The organism is Candidatus Izemoplasmatales bacterium, from assembly GCA_041649275.1.
GTDB lineage: Bacteria > Bacillota_I > Bacilli_A > Izemoplasmatales > Hujiaoplasmataceae > UBA12489.
In genome coordinates, this window is sequence record JBAZNL010000012.1 from 1 (window position 1) to 20,965 (window position 20,965).

The window sequence follows — 20,965 nt, forward strand, 5'->3', positions numbered from 1 at the left end:
AGCCTTACGCAGTCGACGACCGCGTCCTGGAGCGGATTGACGTTCGCGGCGGAAGCCTCGTAGTTCATGACGGCGACGGTCACGGCCTTGTCCTGCGACAACAGCCAGACCGAGAATTCGATGTACTGGCCGGGAACTGCCGGATCGGCGGACGCCGCGGTCGTGAGGTCCTGTCGGATCCAGGAGGCGCCGTCTTCGGTCGTGATCGGCTGGAAGACGATGCTGTCGAAGAGATACTCGGCCTTGATCGCGTCGTTCGTCAGCAACGTCACATAGTTCGCGGGGTTGTCGAGGTACGCCTTGTCGGTCGGATCGCCGTAGTCGTAACCGCCGGCGCTCATGTCGTCCATCATGATCATGAGCGACGTCGAGGTCTGGATCGTCATGTCGATCGGACCGACGGCGGACGCCAGGCCGATCGTGAACCAGGCGTAGGTGGCGCCGATCATGGTGAGAAACGAGAAGATCGCGACCATGCCCGCGAGAAGGATCTTTTTCTTGAATGAGCTCATTCAGTTGCCTTCTTTCCGTCGATTCCGTCTCCCCGCCGTCGGACGGCGGGGAGGACCGGGATCGAACTCATTCGATGATCTCGAAATTGAACGAGACGTTGAATTTGGACGCGAGGATGGCGTTGGTGGTCTGGGCGTCCCAGCCCTCGATGTAGATGCGTACGGTGATGAGCGAGGGCGTGTCGGCGTTGAGGGCTGCGAGCGCGGTCGGGACCGTCGACGAGGAGATGTTGGCGGAATCGAGTCCGTAGAAGAGCGAGTGCTGTCCGATCAGCGCGGTGCGCTGGTCGACGGTCAGCGAGTACGGACCGGAGATGGTCGGCTCGTCGGGCGTGTCGGCGGCGCCGCGCATGCCGGCGGTGAAGGCGAAGGCGTAGTCCGGGTTGGTGCTGAAGATCAGGGCCGGATTGACGACCGGAGCATCGAGCTCCTGCGACATCCAGACGGCGAGATTGACCGCGTAGATGACGTTGTCCTGGGTGTCGAGATCGTTCGTGGCCGCCTCGACCGTGACGGCCAGGTCGGACAGGTAGATCGTGTTGTTGGACACCTGGGACAGGAGCCAGAACTTGAGTTCGACGAAATCGCCGGTGGGCGAGTTCGCGTTGGTGGTGGTCGTGAGCGCCTTGGTGATGACGTTCAGCGTCTTCAGATTCTGGCCGTCGAGGTCGTCGTAGGCGGCGTTGGCGGCCGTGACCGGGCCGAGCCGGTAGCCGGCGAGGCCGGCGTACTCGGTCGTGTCGGTGATGTCGGTGGAAACGAGATTGTTGCGGTACGTCGCCGCGTCGAGCAGGCTCTCCTCGTCGAGGAGGTCCTGCGCGGCGTCGCCCTCGAACTCCCCGTCGTAGACGCGGATGAGGAGCGAGGTGTCGGTCTTGACGTTGATCTGCATCTGACCGACTTCGACGGTGTTGGACACCGTGAACCAGGCGAAGGTCGTACCGAACGAGGCGATGATCGCGAACAGCAGGACGAGACCCGTCATGATGACTTTGGTTTTCAGGTTTGTCATGGTATCATGCCTCCTTCATATGATATGTGTCCTGAAGAAGGATTATCAGGCGATGTCCTGGAGCGAGAACTTGAAGGAGATGTTGAAAGCGGCGGCGAGCACGCCGTTGGTGGTGTCGGAATCCCAGCCTTCGATGTAGATGCGGACCGTGAAGAGGGTCGGAATGTTCTGCGAAAGGGTGTAAATGACATCCGCTTCGGCGAGGGTATCTCCAGAGACGTCGGCGACGTCGGCGGAACCCTTGAACAAGGCGTGCGCCGTCACGAGATCATCGCGGGAATCGGCAAGAATCGAGTTGTTGGTGGGAACACCGGAGTCATATCCTCTCATACCGGCGGTGAAGGTGAAGTCGTAATCCGGATCTTCTGAGTAGATGAACGCGGTGCCATCAACGGCATTCTCTTCGGTCTGGGAAACCCAAGTCGCGAGACGGACGGCATTCACGATGTTGTCTTGCGTATCGGAGTTCGCGACGACGGTGTCGATCGCGAGGTCGGAGAGGACGACGTCCTCGGTGCCGGTGCCCTGCGAGAGGACCCAGAACTTGAGTTCGACGAAGTTGCCGGTCGCGCTATTGGCAACGGTCGTGCCGGTGGCGGACCAAGCCTTGGTATCGATATTCAGCGTGCGCAGGTCCTTGACGTTCCCGAGCGTGGTTCCATCAAGGGCGGTCGTTGCGGTGACATCGGTCATGTACCAGGTCGAGAGATTCCAGTAGAGCTCGGTGGCGGCATGGGTGCTGTTGCCGTCGCCTTCCGGGTCGGTGATGTCGGTCAGAGCGAGGTTTGCCTTGTAGTTGTTGGCATCAAGCAAGGCGGTTTCGTCGCCGACTTCGTTCTCGTAGACCTTGATGAGGAGCGATTCGGAGGTCTTGACGTTCAGCTGCATCGCAGCGACGGTGACGGTATTGGACACGGTGAACCAGGCGAAGGTCGAGCCGATCGTGGCGACCAGGGCGAAGAGCAGGACGAGTCCGGACAGGATGATCTTGTTTCTGAGTGATTTCATGATTTTTCTCCTTTTCCCTATCTATCTTTTTTTTCGTATAACACTTTGTCTGTCGAATCTTGCTGCCGACCCTTAGAACTCCTCGTAAACGTGGGTCACCGTGAAGTCCATCTGGAATTTGATGCCGCCGCCGACGATGTTCAGGTTGTGGTCGGCGTCCTCGCCCTCGAACCACAGGACGACCGTGATCTTGAGGACGGCGCCCGGCTGGAGGGCGGTGTAGTTCTTCGTCATCACCGTCGTCATGCTCGTGAACGGTTCGGTGCCGATCTCCGGTTCCCCGGGGCGGTCGCCGTCGTCCGTCTGGAGCTTGGCGAAGGTGAGACCCACGTCGTCGAAGATGACGCGGACGCGGATCGCCTCTTCGGCGCCCTTGGTGGCGGACACCACCGTGATCGCGGCTTGCATGTCGACCATCAGGTCGCCCGCGTTCTCGAGGTAGAAGGTGTACACCATCAGCGATTCGCCGTTGTTCGACCCGTCGACCGAAGTCAGGTACGAATCGTCCGGGACGCAGACGTCGTGACCGAGTTCGAACGTCGAGTATTCGGTTCCGCACAGGGCGGTCATGCCGTCGGCGCTTTCGACCTTGCCGGAGATCAGGCGGGAGGTGTATTCCCGCGTGACCGCGCTCTCGTAGAGGGTGATGCCGGCGCTCTGTGCCATGCGGTCGACGGTGAAGGTGAAGTTGCCGACGACCTGGCCGTAGTACGAGATCGCGAAGATCAGGAAGGTGAGGACGCCGCTGGCGATGATGCCCCACCGGCTGGCTTTCGCGACCCGGGCGGCCCGCGACGCGGCGACGACGCGCTGCGCCAGTTTCGTTCTGAGGCTCATACCGTGCGTCCATCCCCCCGTTCCGACGTCGGATGTGGCTTTCCAACCTAATAAAAAAGCCACCATCCTTTTCCGACGGGGTGCGCTCCTTATGCCAGAACCGCGCGATGTGGATACACCGCGTCCCTGGAAATAAAAAAGCGCCCTCATCTCAGAATCAGATAACGGCAACTGGCTGCCATCTTGCGAAGGCCCTATAGCTTTGCGTCGCTAGATTTCTCTAGTTTTGCTCTTTACGGAAGTAATTATAAATCCGATTTTCGGCATTGTCAAGCGGATTGGATCGATTTTTTCATATTTCGCGCGATTTCATCCGCAATTCGGCTGCAAATCCGGGGAAAAAGCGGCATTCCCCCGAAGACGTCTCGCCCGGGGACGCGCGGCCTGCGCGTCCCGCGGGTGAAACGGAGCGTCAATAGGCGCTCAAAGGAGGAAACGGACGATGTGTTCGGCGAGTTCGTCGGGCTTGTCGACGAGCGGCGAGTGGCCGCAGTCCTCGAACCGGACGTACGTCGAGGGACCCGGGATCGCCCGGATGTTGTCCTGGACCATCGCTTCCGGGACGGTCCGGTCGAGCGTCCCCCAGAAATGCAGGACGGGGCAGTGGATCCTCGCGATCGCGTTGTTCCCGGGGCCGTAGAAGTTCGGTTCGGACGCCATGTTCAGGCTCGCGAGCGCGAAGTCGACGTCCGGCAGGTTGCGCTGCTTCATGGTCTCGCCGATCCAGCGGGCGTTCTCCTCGGGGGTCGGCTTGTTCTTCGCGTAGATCGTGACGTCGTAGATGTAGGTGAGGAACGCCGCGTTCTGCGCCGCGATCGCGTCGACGACCGGCTTCACCTGGAGCGGGTCCAGGGCCATCTCGTCGGCGGAGGCGTAGGCCTTGCCGACCTCGGGCTGGAAGGCCGCGTTCTTCCTGAAGATCGGGTAGCCGCGGTGGGTCGTCGAATCGATCAGGATCAGCCGTTCGGTGACCTCGGGCCAGGCCGCCGCGAACTCCATCGCGACGCCCCCGCCGAGGCTCCATCCGAGGATCGCGGCCCGCGTGACGCCGAGGGCGTCGAGGAACTGCTTCACGTCGCCGGCGAGTTCCCTGAGAGACCCGACGCGGGCGAGGTAGGTGGAGTCGCCGAAACCGCGCAGGTCGGGGGCGAGCACGCGCAGGTCCGCCGGAACCCGCGCGATCAGCGGCTCGTAGTAGAGCGACGAGGACAGATTGCCGTGGATCAGGACCAGCGTCTTCGGTCCCGTTCCGCTTTCGAGATACGCGTAGGTCTCGCCGTTGGCGAGGCGGATCTGCTTCTTCATGAGGTTTCCTCCCTGGTCAGATCTGGTATTCGGTGTCCGCGACGTTCACGAACCCGGTGACGAGGGTCGCGAACAGGAGCGGGCGTTCGTACATCGAGGCGTGGCCGGCGACCGGGATCTTGATCCATTCGGAGCCGGGGATCAGGCGGTAGAGCTCCTCCTGCCGGTCGACCGGGGTGAGGTAGTCCTCCTCGGCCGAGACGATGAGCGTCTTGGCCCTGATCCTGCCGAGGTCGGCCTTGACGTCGTAGTCCTCGGCCGAGAGCGTGAGACGCTCCATCGCGTCGAGGAAAGCTGGCGTCGAGAAGATCGGTACGAGCAGCTTCTCGCGGTTCTTCATCCACTCGAGGCGGGAACGGTAGTAGTGCGGGGAATAGATGACCGGGATCGTCGTCTGGTAATAGGCGGCGCCGTCGCGGGTGCGGCCGGTCGCGATCCAGCCGCGGCCGATGTCCCTGAGCCAGGGGCCGGTGGCGGCGGTGGTGTTGAAGAGGACGAGGCGGTCGACGCGGTCGGGATATGCGATCGCGAGCCGGATGGCGACTTCGCCGCCGTAGGAGATCCCGACGAACGAGGCCTTTTCAAGGCCGAGGTGGTCGAGGAGTCCAACGAGCAGGTCGACCTGGACGTCCTGGGTGTAGGTCTCGCCCTCGAGCCGGTCGCTCTGCCCCTGGTCGAAGAAGTCGACGCGGAAAAGCGTGTTGGCGGTGGACAGCGAGCGGACGAACGGCGTCCAGCTCTTCGTCGACATCATGATCCCGTTCAGGATCAGAAGCGGCTTGCCCGCCCCGTCGGTCGTGTAGAAGACGCGCTTCCCGCGATGCTCAAAAAAGCTCATGGAGGTAGCCCGCCTCGATCGCCTCGCGGGTCAGCTGTTCGCGGAATTTCGGATGGGCGATCGAAATGAGAAGCTGCGCGCGCTCGCGGATGTTCGTGCCGCGGAGGGCGGCGACGCCGTATTCGGTCACGACGTAGTCGACGTCGTTCCGGGAGAGCGAGACGGCCGCGCCCGGCTTGAGCGTGGCGACGATCTTGGAGGTCTCCTCCTTCTCGCCGGTGGCCGGGTTTTTGACCTGGGCGGTGGAGTAGAGGCAGATGAAGGAACGCCCGTTTCTGGCGTTCTGGGCGCCGATCGCGGTGTCGCTCTGGCCGCCGGTGCCGGAGAACTGGCGGGTGCCGATCGACTCCGAGCAGCACTGGCCGGTGAGGTCGATCTCGAGCGTCGAGTTGATCGAGACCATGTTGTCGTTCTTTCCGACGACGGCGGGGTCGTTCACGTACGAGCCCGCAAGCATCATCACGGACGGGTTCTGGTCGATGAAGTCGTAGAGTTCCCGGGTGCCGAAGGCGAAGGCGCAGACGTGTTTTCCGGGATGGAGGGTCTTCTTCCGTCCGGTGATGACGCCGGCCTTGATCAGGTCGACCATCCCGGAGGTGAACATCTCCGTATGGATGCCGAGGTCCTTCTTCCCGAAGAGCGCCTTCGAGACGGCGTTGGGCATTCCGCCGATGCCGAGCTGGATGGTGTCGCCGTCGTGGATCCGTTCGGCGACGAAATTGCCGATGATCGTGTCCTTCTCGGTCGGAACGGCGTTCGGAATCGTCGGCGCCGGATAGTCGGCGTCGACGAGGTAGTCGACATCGGAGAGATGGACCTCGAGGTCGCCGTAGGTGCGCGGGAAGTTCGGGTTGATCTCGACGACGACGATCTTCGCCGCCTCGATCATCTGCTTCTCGTAGACGTTCGAGAGCGACAGCGACATGAAGCCGTGCTTGTCCGGCGGCGTCGCCGCCGTCACGAAGAGGTCGGGCTTTTTATGGAAGAGACGTTTCGTCCCGGCGAAATGGAGATGGTTCGGGATGAACGAGATGTTTCCGTGTTCGTGGACCTTGCGCAGGACGTTGGTGTAGAACCAGCCGTCGAGGCTGAAGTTCTTGCGCCATTTCTCGTCCATGAAGAATTCTGCGTTCGCGATCGGAAGGCAGTTGGTGACGGTGACGCCGGTGACGCGGTCGCCGGCCTTGTGGAGGTTGGACATGAACAGCTGCGGTTCGTTCGCGGCCATTCCGACGACGATCTCGTCGCCCGACTTGACGAGCGCGATCGCCTCGTCGACGGTGATCTTCCGGGGGTTTTTTCCGTACATGGGCTCTTGTCCTTTCAGGCTCTGCGCATGCGCGTCAAGGGAGACCGGCGGCCGGTTCTCCCTTGACGGTTCATGCGGAATTCGTTTGCGCGGATTACTTGGCTTCGATCGTCGCGATCGTTTCGATCTCGCGGACCTTGGCGAACGCTTCGCGGAGGAAGTCGGTCTCGACGACGTCGGTGGTCGCCGGGTTGTCGCCGTAGGAGAAGCCGTACTTCAGGAGCGACATCGCGGCGATGCCCCAGCGGTGTCCGCCGGAGAAGTCGACGACGCCGCCCATCGGGATGGCGATCTCGCTGTCTTCCATGGCGGCGATGTAGTTCTCCCAGGTCAGCTCGACTTCGGCGTCGGCGACACGCTGGAGGCCTTCGACGAAGACGGTGGCGGCGATGTAGCCGGCCATCGCGTAGGCGTTCAGGGCGTACTGGGCCTGGCCGTTGGCGGTCATCGCGCCGGCGAAGGCCATGTAGCCGGCGAGTCCGGCCTCGGTGGAGGTGTCGAGCCAGGCGTTCGTGTAGATCGGCCGGGCGACGTTGTAGCGGAGGTGGTCGACGGCGGTGACGTCGGCGTTGACGTAGGACGTGAAGATCGGGACGTTGTAGGCGAGGTTGGCCATCGAGGTGAGGGCGTAGCCGAACGGTTCCTGGTTCATCGCGAGGATGACCGCGGCGCAGCCGGAGGCGCGCAGGATGGTGACGGCGGTGTTGTACGTGCCGGCGGTGATCGCCTGGTAGACCATGTCGGCGGTCTTGCCGAGGATTTCGGCTTCAGCTTCGATGCCGGCCTTGATCGAGAGTCCGACGTCGTCGTTCGTGTAGATGACGCCGATCTTGGCGCCGGCGGCGAGTTCTTCGTCACCGTTCACGCCGTAAACGGCTTCCTTGATCGCGCGGGCGGCCATGATGCGGCCGTCGGTCATGTAGATCGGCTGGACCGCCATGACGGGATTGCCGACGGACTCGGCGAAGTAGAGGCCGTTGATGCCGGTCGCGGCGTAGACCATCGGGATGCCGACTTCCTGGATCAGCGCGAGGGTGGCGCCGACGGTCGGAGTGCCGAAGTGGCCGACGAGGGCGAACACTTCGTCCTCCTCGATCAGCGTCTCGGTGAAGGCGAGACCGGTGGCGGCGTTGAAGGTGTCGTCGTAGGTGACGAACTGGATGGTCCTGCCATCGATGCCGCCCGCGGCGTTGACCTGGGCGAAGACGGCCTTCATGCCTTCGTTGAACGGCACGCCGACGGCGGCGTACGGACCGGAGGTGGCGGCGGTGTTGCCGACCTTGATCGAGGTGGCGGTGACGCCTTGGACGACGATCGGGGCCTCGGTGGTCGTGGTGATCGGGGCTTCGGTCGTTGTGGTGACGACGGCGCCGGACGTCGTGGTGACGACGGGGGCTTCGGTCGTCGCGAGTTCGCAACCGACGAACGCAAACGCCAGAAGCATGAATGACGCGATCAGAACTAGTTTCTTCATGTTTTCTCCTTTTTATTTTCTGCCGGCTTCACCGGCGATTTCCCTGTCTTGGTTACTTCTGCTTGCCGAGGTAGGCTTCGACGAGCGCCGCGTCCGCGAGCATCGTCTCCGCCTTGCCTTCGGTCTTGACCTTCCCGAGTTCGAGGACATAGACATAGTCCGCGATCTTGAGGGTCTGGTAGGCGTTCTGTTCGACCATGAGGATGGTGTTGCCGTCGGCCTTGATCTTCCGGATGATGGCGAAGATCTCCTGGACGATCAGGGGAGCGAGACCGAGCGAGGGTTCGTCGAGGAGGAGCAGCTTCGGCCGCGCCATCAGCGCCCGGCCGATCGCGAGCATCTGCTGCTCGCCGCCGGAGAGCGTCGACGCCTGCTGGGTGCGGCGCTCGCGCAGGACCGGAAAGTAGCCGTAGACCTCGTCGAGCGCCTCCCTGCGACGGCGGCGGACGGAGATCCGCTTGAAACGCGGCAGGCCGTCCTTGCCGACGGTCGCGCGGCGCTCCGGCTTGAGCGAATAGGCGCCGACCATCAGGTTCTGCTCGACGGTCAGGCCCTTCAGGATCATGCGGCCTTCCGGGGACTGGATGATGCCTCTGGAGGCGAGCCGGTAGGACGGCTTGCCGGTGATGTTCCTGCCATCGAAGACGATCGATCCGGAAGAGGGACGGACGACGCCGTCGATCGCCTTGATCGTCGTCGTCTTGCCGGCGCCGTTGGCGCCCAGGATGGCGACGATGGTTCCCTTCTCGACGGACAGGTTGATGCCCTTGACAGCGCGGATGATGCCGTAGTCGACCACGAGGTCGCGGATTTCCAGGATGCGTGCCATCACGATTCCTCCCCGAGATAGGCGCTCTTGACGGCCTTGTCGGCCTGAATTTCGGCCGGCGTTCCGATCGCGAGCATCTTGCCGAAGGAGATCGCGCAGACCGTGTCGCAGACGTCCATCACGAGCCCCATGTCGTGTTCGACGAGGAAGATCGTGGCGTGGTGATCGTCGCGGATCCGCTTGATCAGCTTCGCCAGGTCCTCGGTCTCGCGGTCGTTGAGACCGGCGGCCGGCTCGTCGAGGATGATCAGGCGCGGACTGGCCATCAGGGTGCGCGCCAGTTCGATCTTCTTGAGGATCCCGTAGGGCAGGCCGTAGGGAACCGCGTAGGCATAGGGAAGCAGGTCGAGGGTCTTCAGGACCGACAGCGCCTTCGCGCGGAGGACCTCCTCCTCGCGCTTCAGGCGCGGGGTATGCAGGAGCTGTCCGAAGAAGCCGGTGCGGTAGACGGTATGGGCGGCGACGAGCAGGTTGTCGAGGATCGAGAGTTCCCAGACGAGCTCGACGTTCTGGAAGGTGCGGACGATGCCCTGGCGGATGATGTCGTGCACCGGGTAGTCGTTCAGGCGGATGACCTGACCCAGGTTCTTGCGGTAGTACATCTCGCCGGAGGTCGCGCGGTAGAAGCGGGTGATGCAGTTGAAGATCGTCGTCTTGCCGGCGCCGTTCGGGCCGATCAGGCCGAAGATCTCGCCTTCCTTCACGTCGAAGCTGAGGTCGTCGACGGCGCGCAGGCCGCCGAACCGCATCGTCAGGTTGCGGACGCTCAGGATCACGCCGTCGGGCAGGACGTTCCCGTTTCCGTCGTCGCCGACGGGATTGAGCCTTGCGGTGCGTTTCGCGATTCCGGCGTCGATGCGGGCGATCCGCTCGGCGTACTTCGACCGTACCGCGGCGGATGCGCCGGCGGCGCTCTTCTTGTCGAGGGCCCTCGTGAGGGCGGCGATGCGACTCCGCAGCACGGTTTCGCGCCTGTCGCGCGGACTTGTTTCGAGTTCGGAGACGAGTTCCGCAATCCTTGCGTCGAGGCGGGCGAGCTTTGCGGCGTAGGTCGACCGCACCACCGCGAATCTGCGGTCGCGTCGGCGGACGATCGCGCCGACGACGGCGGCGGTGTCGGCGGTGACGGCGGCGAGCAACGACCGATAGGCCTGCGTCGCGGCGGGAAGGTCGGTCGCGCTCGGCGCGAACCGACGCTCGATGTCGGCGACGGCGGCGGCTTCGGCCGCAACGAGTTCCGCCAGCACGTCGTCGAAGAGCTCGGAGGCGGTCCTTTTCGCGAGGGCGCGCTTGCGGTTCTGGGCGTTGGCGCGCCGCTTCAAATCGAAGCGGACGCGGATGCGTTCGAGCGCGGCCGACCGTTCGGCCTCGATCGTGGGTTCGGCGATGCCCGCGGCGATCGCCGCGTCATGAAGCCGGGCGAGGTCGTCGCGCTGCCGGCGGGCGATGGCGGATGCGGCTTTCACCTCGATCGACTTCTCGAGGATGGGAAGGTATTCCGAGAGGAACGTGCGCTGTTCGCGCCGACGGGCGACGGCGTCGAGACGAAGCGAGTTCAAAAACGCGTCAATCATCTTCGCCATAGCGGTACGCTCTCCATTTCGCGCGGATTTTCCGGATCGCGGCGGTCAGCTTGAAGCGGATCGCGTTGATCAGGCGGATCAGGCCGCCGGGGTAGAACATGGTGATGAGGATGATGAGGAGGCCGCTCACGATCCAGGTCGCGTCGGGAAACTCACGGAAGAACGCGATCTCCTTCAGGACGGTCATGTTCAGACCGAAGATCATGAAGGTGCCGAGGATGATGCCGGTGATCGACTGGGCGCCGCCGACGACGACCGCGGCGAGGATGTTGAGCGAGAAGTCGAGGCTCCAGGTCGTCGGGATCGAGAACTTCTGGTCCATCATGTAGAGCAGGCCGCCGATGACGGCGTAGAGGGTCGCCAGGACGAAGGCGAGGAGGCGGTGCCGCATCAGGCCGATGCCCATCGACTGCGCGGCCGAGTCGCTGTTCTTCATCGCCAGGAGCGCCCTGCCGGTCGGACTCTTGATGATGTTCAGGGTCCCGAGGATGAGGAGGATGAAAACGACGATGACGATCATGTCGACGGCGAATTCCGACACCGGCGCGCCGAAGAGCGTGAAGTTGCGGAATTCGAGACCGTTGACGCCGTTGGTGAAGGCGGTGAAGCTCTTGAAGATCTCGCGCATGATCTCCGAGAGGCCGAGGGTGATGATCGCGAGATACATGCCCTCGATCCTCAGCGAGATGAATCCGACGACCGCGCCGAGGACGACGGCGCCGGCGAGCGAGACCGCAAGCGTGACCGCGAAGGTCTGCCCGAGGGTGCCGGAGAAATGACCGATGAAGTAGGTGCCGAGACCGACGAAGCCGGCGGTGCCGAGCGACGCGAGGCCGGCATATCCGAGCAGAAGCGAGAATCCGAGGGCGACGATCGCGTAAATCATGGTGACCGTGAGCGATTTCGCGAGGCTGTTCGGGACGATTCCGCCGAGGGCGAAAAGACGGAGGACGACGAGCGCGATGCCGAAGACGACGAACCCGAAGTAGGGGTGCCTGGAGAGGGCGGACAACCGTTTCACAAACGTCCTGAGACGGAGCGCGAGGAGGGCCATGTCACACCTTCTTGGCCGTCTTCCTGCCGAAGAGTCCGAGCGGTTTCACCAGCACGAGCAGGAGGACGAGCACATAGACGATGACGTTCGTCCAGACGGAGTTGATCGCGGACGCGATCGAGGAGAACAGGTTGATCATGACGGCGCCGACGAGCGGGCCGCCGAAGGTCGAGAAGCCGCCGAGGATCGACGCCAGGAAGGCGTTGACCTGGACCGGCGTCATGAACGCGACCGAGAGACCCGATCCGATCGGAGCGAAGAGGAAGGCGGCGACTCCGCCGAAGGTGCCGGCGATCGCCCAGCTGAGCGCGGTGATGACCTTCGTGTTGACTCCCATCATGCCGGCGACCGTCTCGTTCGAGGCGGTGGCGCGGACGCCGAGTCCCCATTTCGTGAAGCGGAGGGCGGCGAACAGGAGCACGAGCATCCCCACCGTGATCGCGAGCGCGATCAGATTGTGGTAGGGCAGATACAGAGGCATCATCCCCGGGATCTCGATGATCCGGCCTTCGTAGGAGAAGGCCTCGATCGTGAGCGGCAGGAGCCCGAAGAGGACCGGCATCAGGCCGAAGAGCACGAGGACGATGCCCATCGTGATCATCTGCTTTCCGACGGGATTGGAGTACTTGCTGTTGCGGAAGATGACGGTGTCGATGAAGAGGCCGATCAGAAACGTCACGACCGCCGAGGCGATCATCGCCAGGATCAGCTTGGTCGTCGTCGGCAGGTCCGTCTCGGCGGTCAGCCGGATGATCAGCTTGGCGGCGGCGTAGGCTCCGACCGTGGCGATCGTCCCCTGGGCGAAGTTGGTGGTCACGGACGTCTTGAAGATCAGGACGATGCCGGTGGTCGCGAGCACGAGGACGCACATCTCGACGATGTTGAGGAAGACGATCTGCAGGAACAGATAGAGCGTCATCTCGCGAATGGCGAGGAGCAGACCGACGACGATCGCGACCAGAAGCAGGGCGTTCTGGAGCCGGGTCCGGTAGAGCGGGCGCTTGGCGAGGCGGCGGAAGACGAGGAGGTCGACGGCGAAGTAGACGCCGACGGCTCCGAGGACGACGTAGAGGAGTTTCTCAAGCATCCTGCGACCCCCAGCGGACGATGTTCGCGGCCCACACGTAGCCGATCCCGGCCGCGAGCATGCAGACGACGGTGCCGTCCTTCACCAGCCCGCGCTCGAGCGCGAGATGGAGCGAGAGGATCTGGTCGATCTGACCGATGTGGCCGTAGTCCTCGAGGTAGATCGTCTGGTCCTCGCGGAGCCCGAGGTCGCGCACCATCTGGAGATGTCCGGAGCGCTTGATGTGGAGGATGTCGAGATAGCCGATGTCCTTGCGCGAGAGTCCCGACTTGCGGAGCGACTCGTCGATGCACTTGTACCAGTTCGGCATCGAGACCTCGTTCAGGCGGTTCTTCATCGCCACCGGATCCATCAGGCGGAGCGACTTCCGCGCCTCGAGGTAGTTTTCGGCGGTGATCGGGTTGCAGATGCCGCCGATCTCGACCCCCGCGGTGCGGGAGAGCGAGCCGTCGCCGATCACGTGGCTTCCGAGGAGGAGGTTTCTGCCGTAGTTCTTCTTCAGGATGATCGCGCCGCCGCCGGCGCCGAGGTTGTACATCATCGACATGTCCTTGTCGGCGTAGTCGACAAAGTCGCCGTTGCGGTATCCGCCGACGACCATGACGACCTCGATCTCGTCGTCCGCGACGAGCATGTCGCGCGCGATCTTCATCGCCGACACGGTCGTGCAGCAGCGGTTCTGGACGTCGATGCCCCAGGCGTTCGTGGCGCCGATCTTGTCCTGGATGTAGAGCGCGGAGGTGGTGAGGGGATATTCCTTCCACTCCTCGCCGACGCACAGGATGACGTCGATGTCCTTCGGATCCATGCCCGTGCGGGCTAGGGCGTCGATGGCGGCGCGGGCGCCCATCTCCTGGGTGCCGTCGTCCGGACCGGGAATCGATTTGGACCGGATGCCGAGTTTCTCGACGACGGCCGCCTCCGACCAGACGCCGTTCGTCCTGGCGCTGATCTCGGCCGCGGTGATGCGGCCTTCGGGGATGTAGACGCCGGTACCGACGATCCCGACGCTTGGGGTCTTCATGGGTATCACTCCTTGGGGTGGATGGGGGATTACAGGCGCATGCCGCCGTTGACGTTCAGGGTCTGGCCGGTGACGTAGGACGAATCGTCCGAGGCGAGGAAGAGGGCCGCCTTGGCGATCTCTTCGGGCTGCCCGAGGCGGCCGAGCATCGTCATCTTGGCGAAGGACTGGAGAAGATCCTCCGGAACCGTCTTGAGGATGTCGGTCATGACGTAGCCGGGCGCGATCGCGTTACAGCGGACCGGGATGCCCTTGCGGGCGAATTCCTTCGCCCAGGTCATCGTCAGGCCGAGGATGCCGGCCTTGGAGGCGGCGTAGTTCGCCTGGCCGATGTTGCCGAAGACGCCGACGACCGAGGAGATGTTGATGATCGAACCGCCGCCGATGGTCTCCATCTGCGGGCCGACGAGACGGGTGAGGTTGAAGACGCCCTTGAGGTTGACGTTCAGGACGGCGTCCCACATCTCGTCCGTCATCTTGCGCGTCATCGCGTCCTTGGTGATGCCGGCGTTGTTGACGAGGATGTCGATCCGGCCGTATTTGGCGACGATCTGGTCGAAGAAGGCCTGGACGCCGGCGACGTCGGTGACGTTCAGCTTCCAGCCCTCGACGCGTTCCTCCTGATAGCTCATCTCGCCCATGTCGGCGGCGATGACGGTGGCCCCTTCGCGGGCGAACGCCTTGCAGATCTCCATGCCGATTCCCTTGGCGCCGCCCGTGACGACGGCGATCTTTCCCTGTAGTTTCATGGTTGTACCCTCCGTAGGTAGAATGTGTTCCGATGTCGGTCAGGCGCGTTTCAGGACGACGGCGGTGCCCATCCCGCCGCCGATGCAGAGGCTGGCGAGCCCGAGCTTCCGGTCGTTCTTGATCATGTCGTGGATCAGGGTGACGACGATGCGGTTGCCGGACATCCCGACGGGATGGCCGAGCGCGATCGCGCCGCCGTGCTGGTTCGTCTTCGCGAGGATCGCCGCGCCGTCGAGGTCGTGTTCGGCGGCCAGTTCGGCGACGACGCCGAGGCTCTGCGCGGCGAACGCCTCGTTGAGTTCGATGACCTCCATCTCGGCGAGCGTCATCCCGGCTTCGCGGAGGACGTTCTTGATCGCCGGGACGGGGCCGAGGCCCATGTAGGCGGGGTCGACGCCGCCCTGACCGACGGCGACGATCTCGGCGAGCGGCTTGAGGCCGTATGTCCGGATCGCGTCCTCGGAGGCGACGACGGTGAACGAGGCGCCGTCGTTGATGCCGGAGGACGAACCGGCCGTGACCGATCCGTCGGGCTTGAAGGCGGGACGGAGCTTCGCCATCTTCTCGGGGTTGGTGGTGCGGTTCGGATACTCGTCCCTGGCGAAGACGAGGGTCTCCTTCTTGGTCCTGATCTCGATCGGGACGATCTCGCCGTCGAAGACGCCGGCGTCGACCGCGGCGATCGCCTTGGCCTGGGACGAAAGCGAGAAGGCGTCCTGGGCGTCGCGGGAGATCTGATGCTTGGCGGCGATGTTCTCGGCGGTGATGCCCATGTGCATCTTCCCGAAGGCGTCGGTGAGGGCGTCGAGCAGGATCGCGTCCTGCATCGCCATGTCGCCCATCTTGTTGCCGTCGCGGACCTTGCCGGAGACGATGAAGGGCGCCTGGCTCATCGATTCGACGCCGCCGGCGACGACGAGGTCGGCCATGCCGGCCCGGATGCCGGCGAAGGCGTTCATGATCGTCTTCATGCCCGATCCGCACACCATGTTCACGGCGTAGGCGGGGACTTCGGCGGGAATGCCGGCCTTGATCGCGATCTGGCGGGCGAGACCCTGTCCCGTCCCGGCGGCGATGACGTTGCCGACGATGACCTCGTCGATCTTGTCGACCGGCACGGCGGCTTCGGTCAGGACGGCCTTCAGCACCTGCGCGCCGAATTCGGACGGATGCAGGTCCTTGAGCGAACCGAGGAATGATCCGATGGGGCTCCGCTTCGCCCCGACGATGTAGACTTTCCGTTCCATGTTGCCTCCTATGTGATGGCGTCCGCGGCTCGCGGCGCCAAGTATCCGTTTCTTCAGTCCGGCCCGTCGCCGGCACATGAATAAAAGTTCATATCACGATCCCATTCTATCGGAACGAAATGGAAAAGTCAAGCGCTTTCACTAATGAAAGTGATGTAAATACTGAAAGGAAGGGGAAATCCGGAATCCGCAGACATGAAAACTTATTCATACGGACGGATTTCCGCGCTTTCGGCGTTCTTTTCGCCTTTTACGGGTTGAAATCCACCGTTTGATGGGTTACAATGGTACGAGGAGGCGATGCCCGTGGACAAAGCCGATTTCCGTCTGCCGCGCACCAAGGTGGGGCAGAAGACGTTCGACAAGATCATCCGTACCGGCCGCAAGCTGTTCGCCAACAACGGCTTCCAGGCGACGTCGGTGAACGACATCATCGCCAAGTCGAAGGTCGCCGCCGGCACCTTCTACATCTATTTCGACAACAAGCTCGCCCTCTACCTCTATCTGCTCGAGCAGTACAAGACCTCGATCCGCAAGGCGTCGGCGAACGCGATCGTCGGCCTCACCACGCGCCGCGAGATCGAGCGCGAGGGTCTGAAGGCGTTCATCCAGTACGTCCGCCGCGACCCGCTCGCCTACAAGGTCGTGTGGGAGTCGCTCTTCGTCGACTTCAAGATCTTCCGGGACTACTACGAGTCCTTCGCCGCCTCCTACGTCTACCATCTGAAGAAGTTCGCCGACAACGGCGAGATCCGCGGCGACGTCGATCTCGAGACCGTCGCCTACGTCCTGATGGGCGTCTCGAACTTCGTCGGTCTGCAGATCCTCTTCCGCAACGAGGCCGAGGAGGCCGAGGTCGACCGCGTCGTCGACGAGGCGATGAAGCTCCTCGACACCGGTCTGTTCCAGAAACGCGTCTCCATCCCATCGTGAAAAAAGGCAACCGGCGACGGTTGCCTTTTCACATGCCTCGGCCGGGAGATCCTGCTTCCGGCATTTTCGTTGTTTTCGTCAGCGCGTCTGGATGCCGAACTCGGCGACGCTCCAGGGCGTCTTCTTGAGGATCTGCGCGGTCTCCTCGATCGACTTCGGCGGGCTGAAGTAATAGCCCTGCATGAAGCGCACCCCGAGGCCCGCGAGGTCTGCGAGCATCGCGGTGTCCTCGACGCCTTCGGCGATGACGACCTTCTGGCGGGAGAGGGCGGCGGCGATGACGCGCTCGATCTTCTCGGCCTCCTCGAACTTGTTCATGATCTTGAGGACGTCCTCGCGGGCGATCTTGACGATGTTCGCGGGGATCCTCGTCATGTCCTGGATCAGTTCGAACTGGTCGCCGAGGTCGTCGATCGCGATCCGGAAGCCGAAGCGGCGGAACTCGTTCAGGTTCTGGACGCAGACGGGGTTCTTGACGACGGTGTAGTAGTCGATGATCTCGAGGCAGAACGCCTCGGGCTCGAAGTGCTGCTTCTTGACGATCTCGTAGAAGGTGCGGGCGAGGTTCTCGAGTTCGAGCTGCTTGGGCGAGAGGTTGGTGGAGATGAAGATGTCCTTGATGCGGAGCGACTTCTTCCAGGCGACGTACTGCTCGACGATCTTCTCGAAGCCCCAGGCGCCGAACCAGGTGATGTCGCCGGTCAGCTCCATCACGTTCAGGAACTTGCCCGGAGGCAGGATCCCGAGCGTCGGGTGGTTCCAGCGGAGGAGCGATTCGAGGCCGATCAGGCGGCCGGTCTTGACGTCGACGATCGGCTGGTAGTAGAGCAAAAACTCGTCGTTCTTGATCGATTCCTTGATCTCGTGGTAGTAGTTGGCGTTGAACTGTTCCTTCTCGATCAGTTCCGAGGAGTAGAGGGCGAACTGGTTCTTGCCCTTCTTCTTCGCGACGTAGAGGGCGATCTCGGCGTTCTTCACGAGCTGGGCGACGGAGATGCCGTCGAACGGGAACACGACCACGCCGATCGAGGTGGTGATGGCGCCGTCGACCGCCTTGAGCGGTTCGGCGACGGTCTTCAGGATCATCCCGGCGTACTGCTTGATGACGTCGTTGTCGACGGGACCGGGCAGATAGTAGAGGAACACGTCGTGCTCCTTGTGGCCGGCGACGGACCGCTTGTCGCCGAGCTTGCGGAGCCGGCCGGCGATCTCGTCGACGACCTTGTCGGCCTTGTCCTGGCCGTAGTCCTTGACGACGCGGCGGAAATCGTCGATGTTCATGTAGAAGAGGACGCTGACCTCGCCTTCCTTGGCGCGCGCCAGCTCCTGGTCGACGAGGGCGTAGATGTCCTTCGACTTCTTCGAGATCGCCTTCTTGTCGGCGAACAGCTTGTCCTTGTCGTCTCCCCCCTTCGCTTCGGCGAGGGCCTCCTTCATCAGCTTCCGGTTCTCGATCTCCTGCCTGAAGTCGGCGCGGACCGAACGGTAGAGCATGAAGGCGGCGAAGGCGGTGACGAGGATGATGACGACCGCGACGACGACCTCGAAGCCCTGGGAGAGGTAGATTTCCAGAATGAGCGGATTGATCATGATTCGGTCCCTTCTTTCGTGTAGTCGCGGGCGCCGAACACGTCGATGCGCTTCGCTTTGGCGACTTTGTAGAACTGGTCGACGAAGGTCGCGGATTCGTCGAAGGTGAGCGGCTTGGAGAAGAGGAAGCCCTGGTAGACGTCGGTGGTGATCTGCTTCAGGAACTCGTACTGCTTGCGCGTCTCGACGCCCTCGGCGATGACCTTCATGTTGAGGTTGTGGACCAGGTCGACGATGCTGCCGAGGATCGCGTGGTCCTTCTTCGAAGTGAAGATGCCGTCGACGAACGACTTGTCGATCTTGAGGTTGTCGAACGGCAGCTTCCTCACGTAGGTGAGCGACGCGTAGCCGGTGCCGAAGTCGTCGAGGGCGATCCTGGCGCCGATCTCGTGGATGAAGTCGATCGTTTCCTCGAGGTAGATCGTCGAGTCGATCAGGATGCCTTCGGTGATCTCGAGGACGAGGTAGCGCGGATCGATGTCCGACTCGACGACGACCTTGCGGAGGACCTCGATGAAATCCTTCTGGAGGATCTGCACGGGGCTCACGTTCACGGACATCACGAAGTCCTTCCCGAAGCGTTTCGCGAACGCCACCTGCGCCTTGCAGGCTTCCCGGAGGATCCACGTGCCGATCGGGATGATGAGATGCGACTCCTCGGCGTTGGAGATGAAGATCTGCGGGCTGATCTCGCCGAGCGTGGGCGATTTCCATCGGGCCAGCGCCTCGAAGCCGTAGATCTCGTTGTGGATGTCGACGAGCGGCTGGAACTTGAGCGAGAGCTGGTTCTTCTCGACGGCGTCGGCGAGCTGCTCGTTGATCTGGGCCTTGTAGTTCACCTCGCGGGTGATCTGGTCGTTGTAGAAGACGAAGCGGGCGTTGCCCTGCTCCTTCGCCTTGAAGAGGGCGGTGTCGCACTTCTTGACGAGTTCCTCGAGCTTCCGACCGTCGTAGGGATAGACCGCGACGCCGATGTTGCACTTGATCTCGACCTTGATGTTGCGGATGTCGATCGGCGCGCGGAAGCGGTCGAAGACCTTGAGGATCGTCGCCTCGACCGATTCGAGGGCGCGGATCCGGGGAAGGACGAAGAGGAATTCGTTGCCGCCGTTCGAGTAGACGCGTTCCTTCGATCCGAGCGCGTCGACGAGGCGGTCGGCGAATGCCCGGAGGAGTTCGTCGCCGACCGGCAGGCCCTTGGTCACGTTGATGTTCTTCAGGTTGTTCAGGTCGATCATGCAGAAGGCCGTCTTCTCGCCGCCCCGCAGGTACTGCTCCTCGATCTCCTGATGGCTGGCCCGGCGGTTCTTCAGACCGGTCATGGCGTCGTAGAGGAAGCTCTTGTAGACGAGGTCCATCTGGTCGCCGATCTCGCTCGACATGATGTTGATCGCGTCGGCGACGTGCTTGAGTTCGTTGTTCTCGGTCACGTTCACCTTCACGTCGTACTTTCCGCGCTTGATCTCCTCGATCGAATCGAGGATGTCGTCGATCGGCGAGAGCGAGCGTCCGATGCGTTTCGACAGGATCGCGCCGACGACGGCGAGGATCCCGAGGACGAGCGCGATCAGGACCGCGAGGGTGATCTCGAGACCGAATCCGGTCCCTTGGTCGACGAGCGCGACGACCGTCCAGCCGACGCGGTCGAGGGCGGTGAAGGAAAGCACGTATTCCGATCCGAGCGCGCGGACGGCACCGTCGCCGTCGCGCGCGGCGATGATTGCCGCGACGCCCGCGTCGCCATAGCCGTTGTCCGCGTCCGCGGCGGCGATCGCCGCCCCCGAGAGCATCCCGTAGGAAGTCGCCGCGGTTCCGGAATAGTACAGCACGGTCTCGTCGCCGGCGGATCCGGCGTAGATCAGGACCGGATTGGCGGGGTCGGCCGCAAGCAGCCCGGGCAGCGAGGAGAGCAGGACGTCGATCCCGACGTAGCCGATCGTGAGACCGGCCGCCTTCACGGTCGCGGCGATCGTGACGACATACTCGCCGGTGCGCGCGTCGACGTAGGGGTCGGAGACCGCGACACCGTCGGCGGATGCCTGGACGGCGAGGTACCAGGGCCGTTCGGTGAGGTTCCAGTCGGCGTCGGAGATGGCGTCGCCGGTGCCCACGTAGCAGCCGTCGTCGCCGGTCAGGCAGGAAGCTGTCGAGGCGACGAAGAGGAAATCGTAGGGGTCGCTGCCGCCGAGGCTGCCGGCGGTGTTCAGGGCCTCGTAGAAGCGGAGGACCATCGCGTAGTCGGGGTCGCCGGGGAGCGGGACCGAGGGATCGGCGCCGTCGTAGAGGCGGGCGAGGAACTCCTTCACCGTCGGATCGGCGGAAAGGCCGACGACGTCAGTCTCCGCGCCGCCGATCCACGCGTCCACCGCGGCGGTCGCCGCTTCGGCGCGCAAGGCGGCGTTCTCGGCCTCGGCGTTCTTCATCCCGACGTAGTAGAGGGCGGCGATCAGGGCCATCAGGAAGACGAGGAAGACGCCGTCGACGAGGATCGTCAGTCCGACGATCCGATGCGAGAGGCGATAGGGTTTGCCGGATTTCGGCGTTTTGGGAGCCTTGGCCTTTTTCGGCATGGG

At 63.2% G+C, this 20,965-nt stretch carries 18 protein-coding genes and 1 riboswitch; of the genes, 1 reads left to right on the plus strand and 17 read right to left on the minus strand.

The window, feature by feature from the left end; all coding sequences use genetic code 11:
* From WC509_06760 to WC509_06830, 15 genes are all read right to left on the minus strand, one after another.
* On the minus strand, window positions 1-512 hold a 512-nt coding region (locus WC509_06760; protein MFA5007150.1), incomplete at its 3' end, for a hypothetical protein.
* Between the two features lie 67 nt (window positions 513-579).
* The gene (locus tag WC509_06765; GenBank protein ID MFA5007151.1) at window positions 580-1,524 is read right to left on the minus strand and encodes a hypothetical protein; all 945 of its coding nucleotides are present in this window, start codon (window positions 1,522-1,524) and stop codon (window positions 580-582) included.
* 45 nt (window positions 1,525-1,569) lie between these two features.
* Window positions 1,570-2,532 carry a hypothetical protein gene (locus WC509_06770; protein MFA5007152.1) on the minus strand — a complete coding sequence of 321 codons (963 nt, stop codon included), beginning with the start codon at window positions 2,530-2,532 and terminating at the stop codon, window positions 1,570-1,572.
* A gap of 72 nt (window positions 2,533-2,604) precedes the next feature.
* Window positions 2,605-3,369: a hypothetical protein gene (locus tag WC509_06775; protein MFA5007153.1), complete on the minus strand. Its 765-nt coding sequence runs from the start codon at window positions 3,367-3,369 to the stop codon at window positions 2,605-2,607.
* A gap of 163 nt (window positions 3,370-3,532) precedes the next feature.
* Window positions 3,533-3,610: riboswitch (cyclic di-GMP riboswitch) on the minus strand.
* A 182-nt stretch (window positions 3,611-3,792) separates the two neighbouring features.
* Window positions 3,793-4,674 carry an alpha/beta hydrolase gene (locus tag WC509_06780; GenBank protein MFA5007154.1) on the minus strand — a complete coding sequence of 294 codons (882 nt, stop codon included), beginning with the start codon at window positions 4,672-4,674 and terminating at the stop codon, window positions 3,793-3,795.
* A 16-nt stretch (window positions 4,675-4,690) separates the two neighbouring features.
* Window positions 4,691-5,512, minus strand: coding sequence for an alpha/beta fold hydrolase (locus WC509_06785; protein MFA5007155.1), 822 nt, complete (start codon window positions 5,510-5,512; stop codon window positions 4,691-4,693).
* Complete coding sequence (locus WC509_06790) at window positions 5,499-6,821, minus strand: acetyl-CoA hydrolase/transferase C-terminal domain-containing protein (GenBank protein MFA5007156.1); 1,323 nt, start codon at window positions 6,819-6,821, stop codon at window positions 5,499-5,501. Before WC509_06790 ends, WC509_06785 begins: the two co-directional genes overlap by 14 nt.
* Window positions 6,822-6,915: 94 nt before the next feature.
* Window positions 6,916-8,295 (minus strand): ABC transporter substrate-binding protein, encoded by a 1,380-nt coding sequence (locus WC509_06795; GenBank protein ID MFA5007157.1) that lies wholly within the window; start codon window positions 8,293-8,295, stop codon window positions 6,916-6,918.
* Window positions 8,296-8,347: 52 nt separating this feature from the next.
* Window positions 8,348-9,124 carry an ABC transporter ATP-binding protein gene (locus tag WC509_06800; protein ID MFA5007158.1) on the minus strand — a complete coding sequence of 259 codons (777 nt, stop codon included), beginning with the start codon at window positions 9,122-9,124 and terminating at the stop codon, window positions 8,348-8,350.
* Entirely contained in the window at window positions 9,124-10,707 is a 1,584-nt protein-coding gene (locus WC509_06805) for an ABC transporter ATP-binding protein (GenBank protein MFA5007159.1), read from the minus strand. The genes WC509_06800 and WC509_06805 overlap by 1 nt, the downstream gene beginning before the upstream one ends.
* Window positions 10,691-11,761, minus strand: a complete 1,071-nt coding sequence (locus tag WC509_06810) for a branched-chain amino acid ABC transporter permease (protein ID MFA5007160.1) — start codon at window positions 11,759-11,761, stop codon at window positions 10,691-10,693. Before WC509_06810 ends, WC509_06805 begins: the two co-directional genes overlap by 17 nt.
* Window position 11,762: 1 nt before the next feature.
* Complete coding sequence (locus WC509_06815; GenBank protein ID MFA5007161.1) at window positions 11,763-12,848, minus strand: branched-chain amino acid ABC transporter permease; 1,086 nt, start codon at window positions 12,846-12,848, stop codon at window positions 11,763-11,765.
* Window positions 12,841-13,872 (minus strand): 3-oxoacyl-ACP synthase, encoded by a 1,032-nt coding sequence (locus WC509_06820; protein MFA5007162.1) that lies wholly within the window; start codon window positions 13,870-13,872, stop codon window positions 12,841-12,843. The genes WC509_06815 and WC509_06820 overlap by 8 nt, the downstream gene beginning before the upstream one ends.
* 29 nt (window positions 13,873-13,901) lie before the next feature.
* Window positions 13,902-14,621, minus strand: a complete 720-nt coding sequence (gene fabG / locus WC509_06825; GenBank protein MFA5007163.1) for a 3-oxoacyl-ACP reductase FabG — start codon at window positions 14,619-14,621, stop codon at window positions 13,902-13,904.
* Window positions 14,622-14,660: 39 nt separating this feature from the next.
* Complete coding sequence (locus WC509_06830) at window positions 14,661-15,869, minus strand: acetyl-CoA C-acetyltransferase (GenBank protein MFA5007164.1); 1,209 nt, start codon at window positions 15,867-15,869, stop codon at window positions 14,661-14,663.
* Between the two features lie 306 nt (window positions 15,870-16,175).
* Between WC509_06830 and WC509_06835 the strand changes: the two genes are divergently transcribed.
* Window positions 16,176-16,802, plus strand: coding sequence for a TetR/AcrR family transcriptional regulator (locus WC509_06835; GenBank protein ID MFA5007165.1), 627 nt, complete (start codon window positions 16,176-16,178; stop codon window positions 16,800-16,802).
* Between the two features lie 78 nt (window positions 16,803-16,880).
* On the opposite strand, the gene WC509_06840 is transcribed toward WC509_06835, so the two are convergent.
* Both WC509_06840 and WC509_06845 read right to left on the minus strand, forming a co-directional pair.
* A complete protein-coding gene (locus tag WC509_06840) occupies window positions 16,881-18,392 on the minus strand; it encodes a GGDEF and EAL domain-containing protein (protein MFA5007166.1) in 1,512 nt (503 codons plus the stop codon).
* Window positions 18,389-20,962: an EAL domain-containing protein gene (locus tag WC509_06845; protein MFA5007167.1), complete on the minus strand. Its 2,574-nt coding sequence runs from the start codon at window positions 20,960-20,962 to the stop codon at window positions 18,389-18,391. The genes WC509_06840 and WC509_06845 overlap by 4 nt, the downstream gene beginning before the upstream one ends.
* Between the last annotated feature and the right edge of the window lie 3 nt (window positions 20,963-20,965).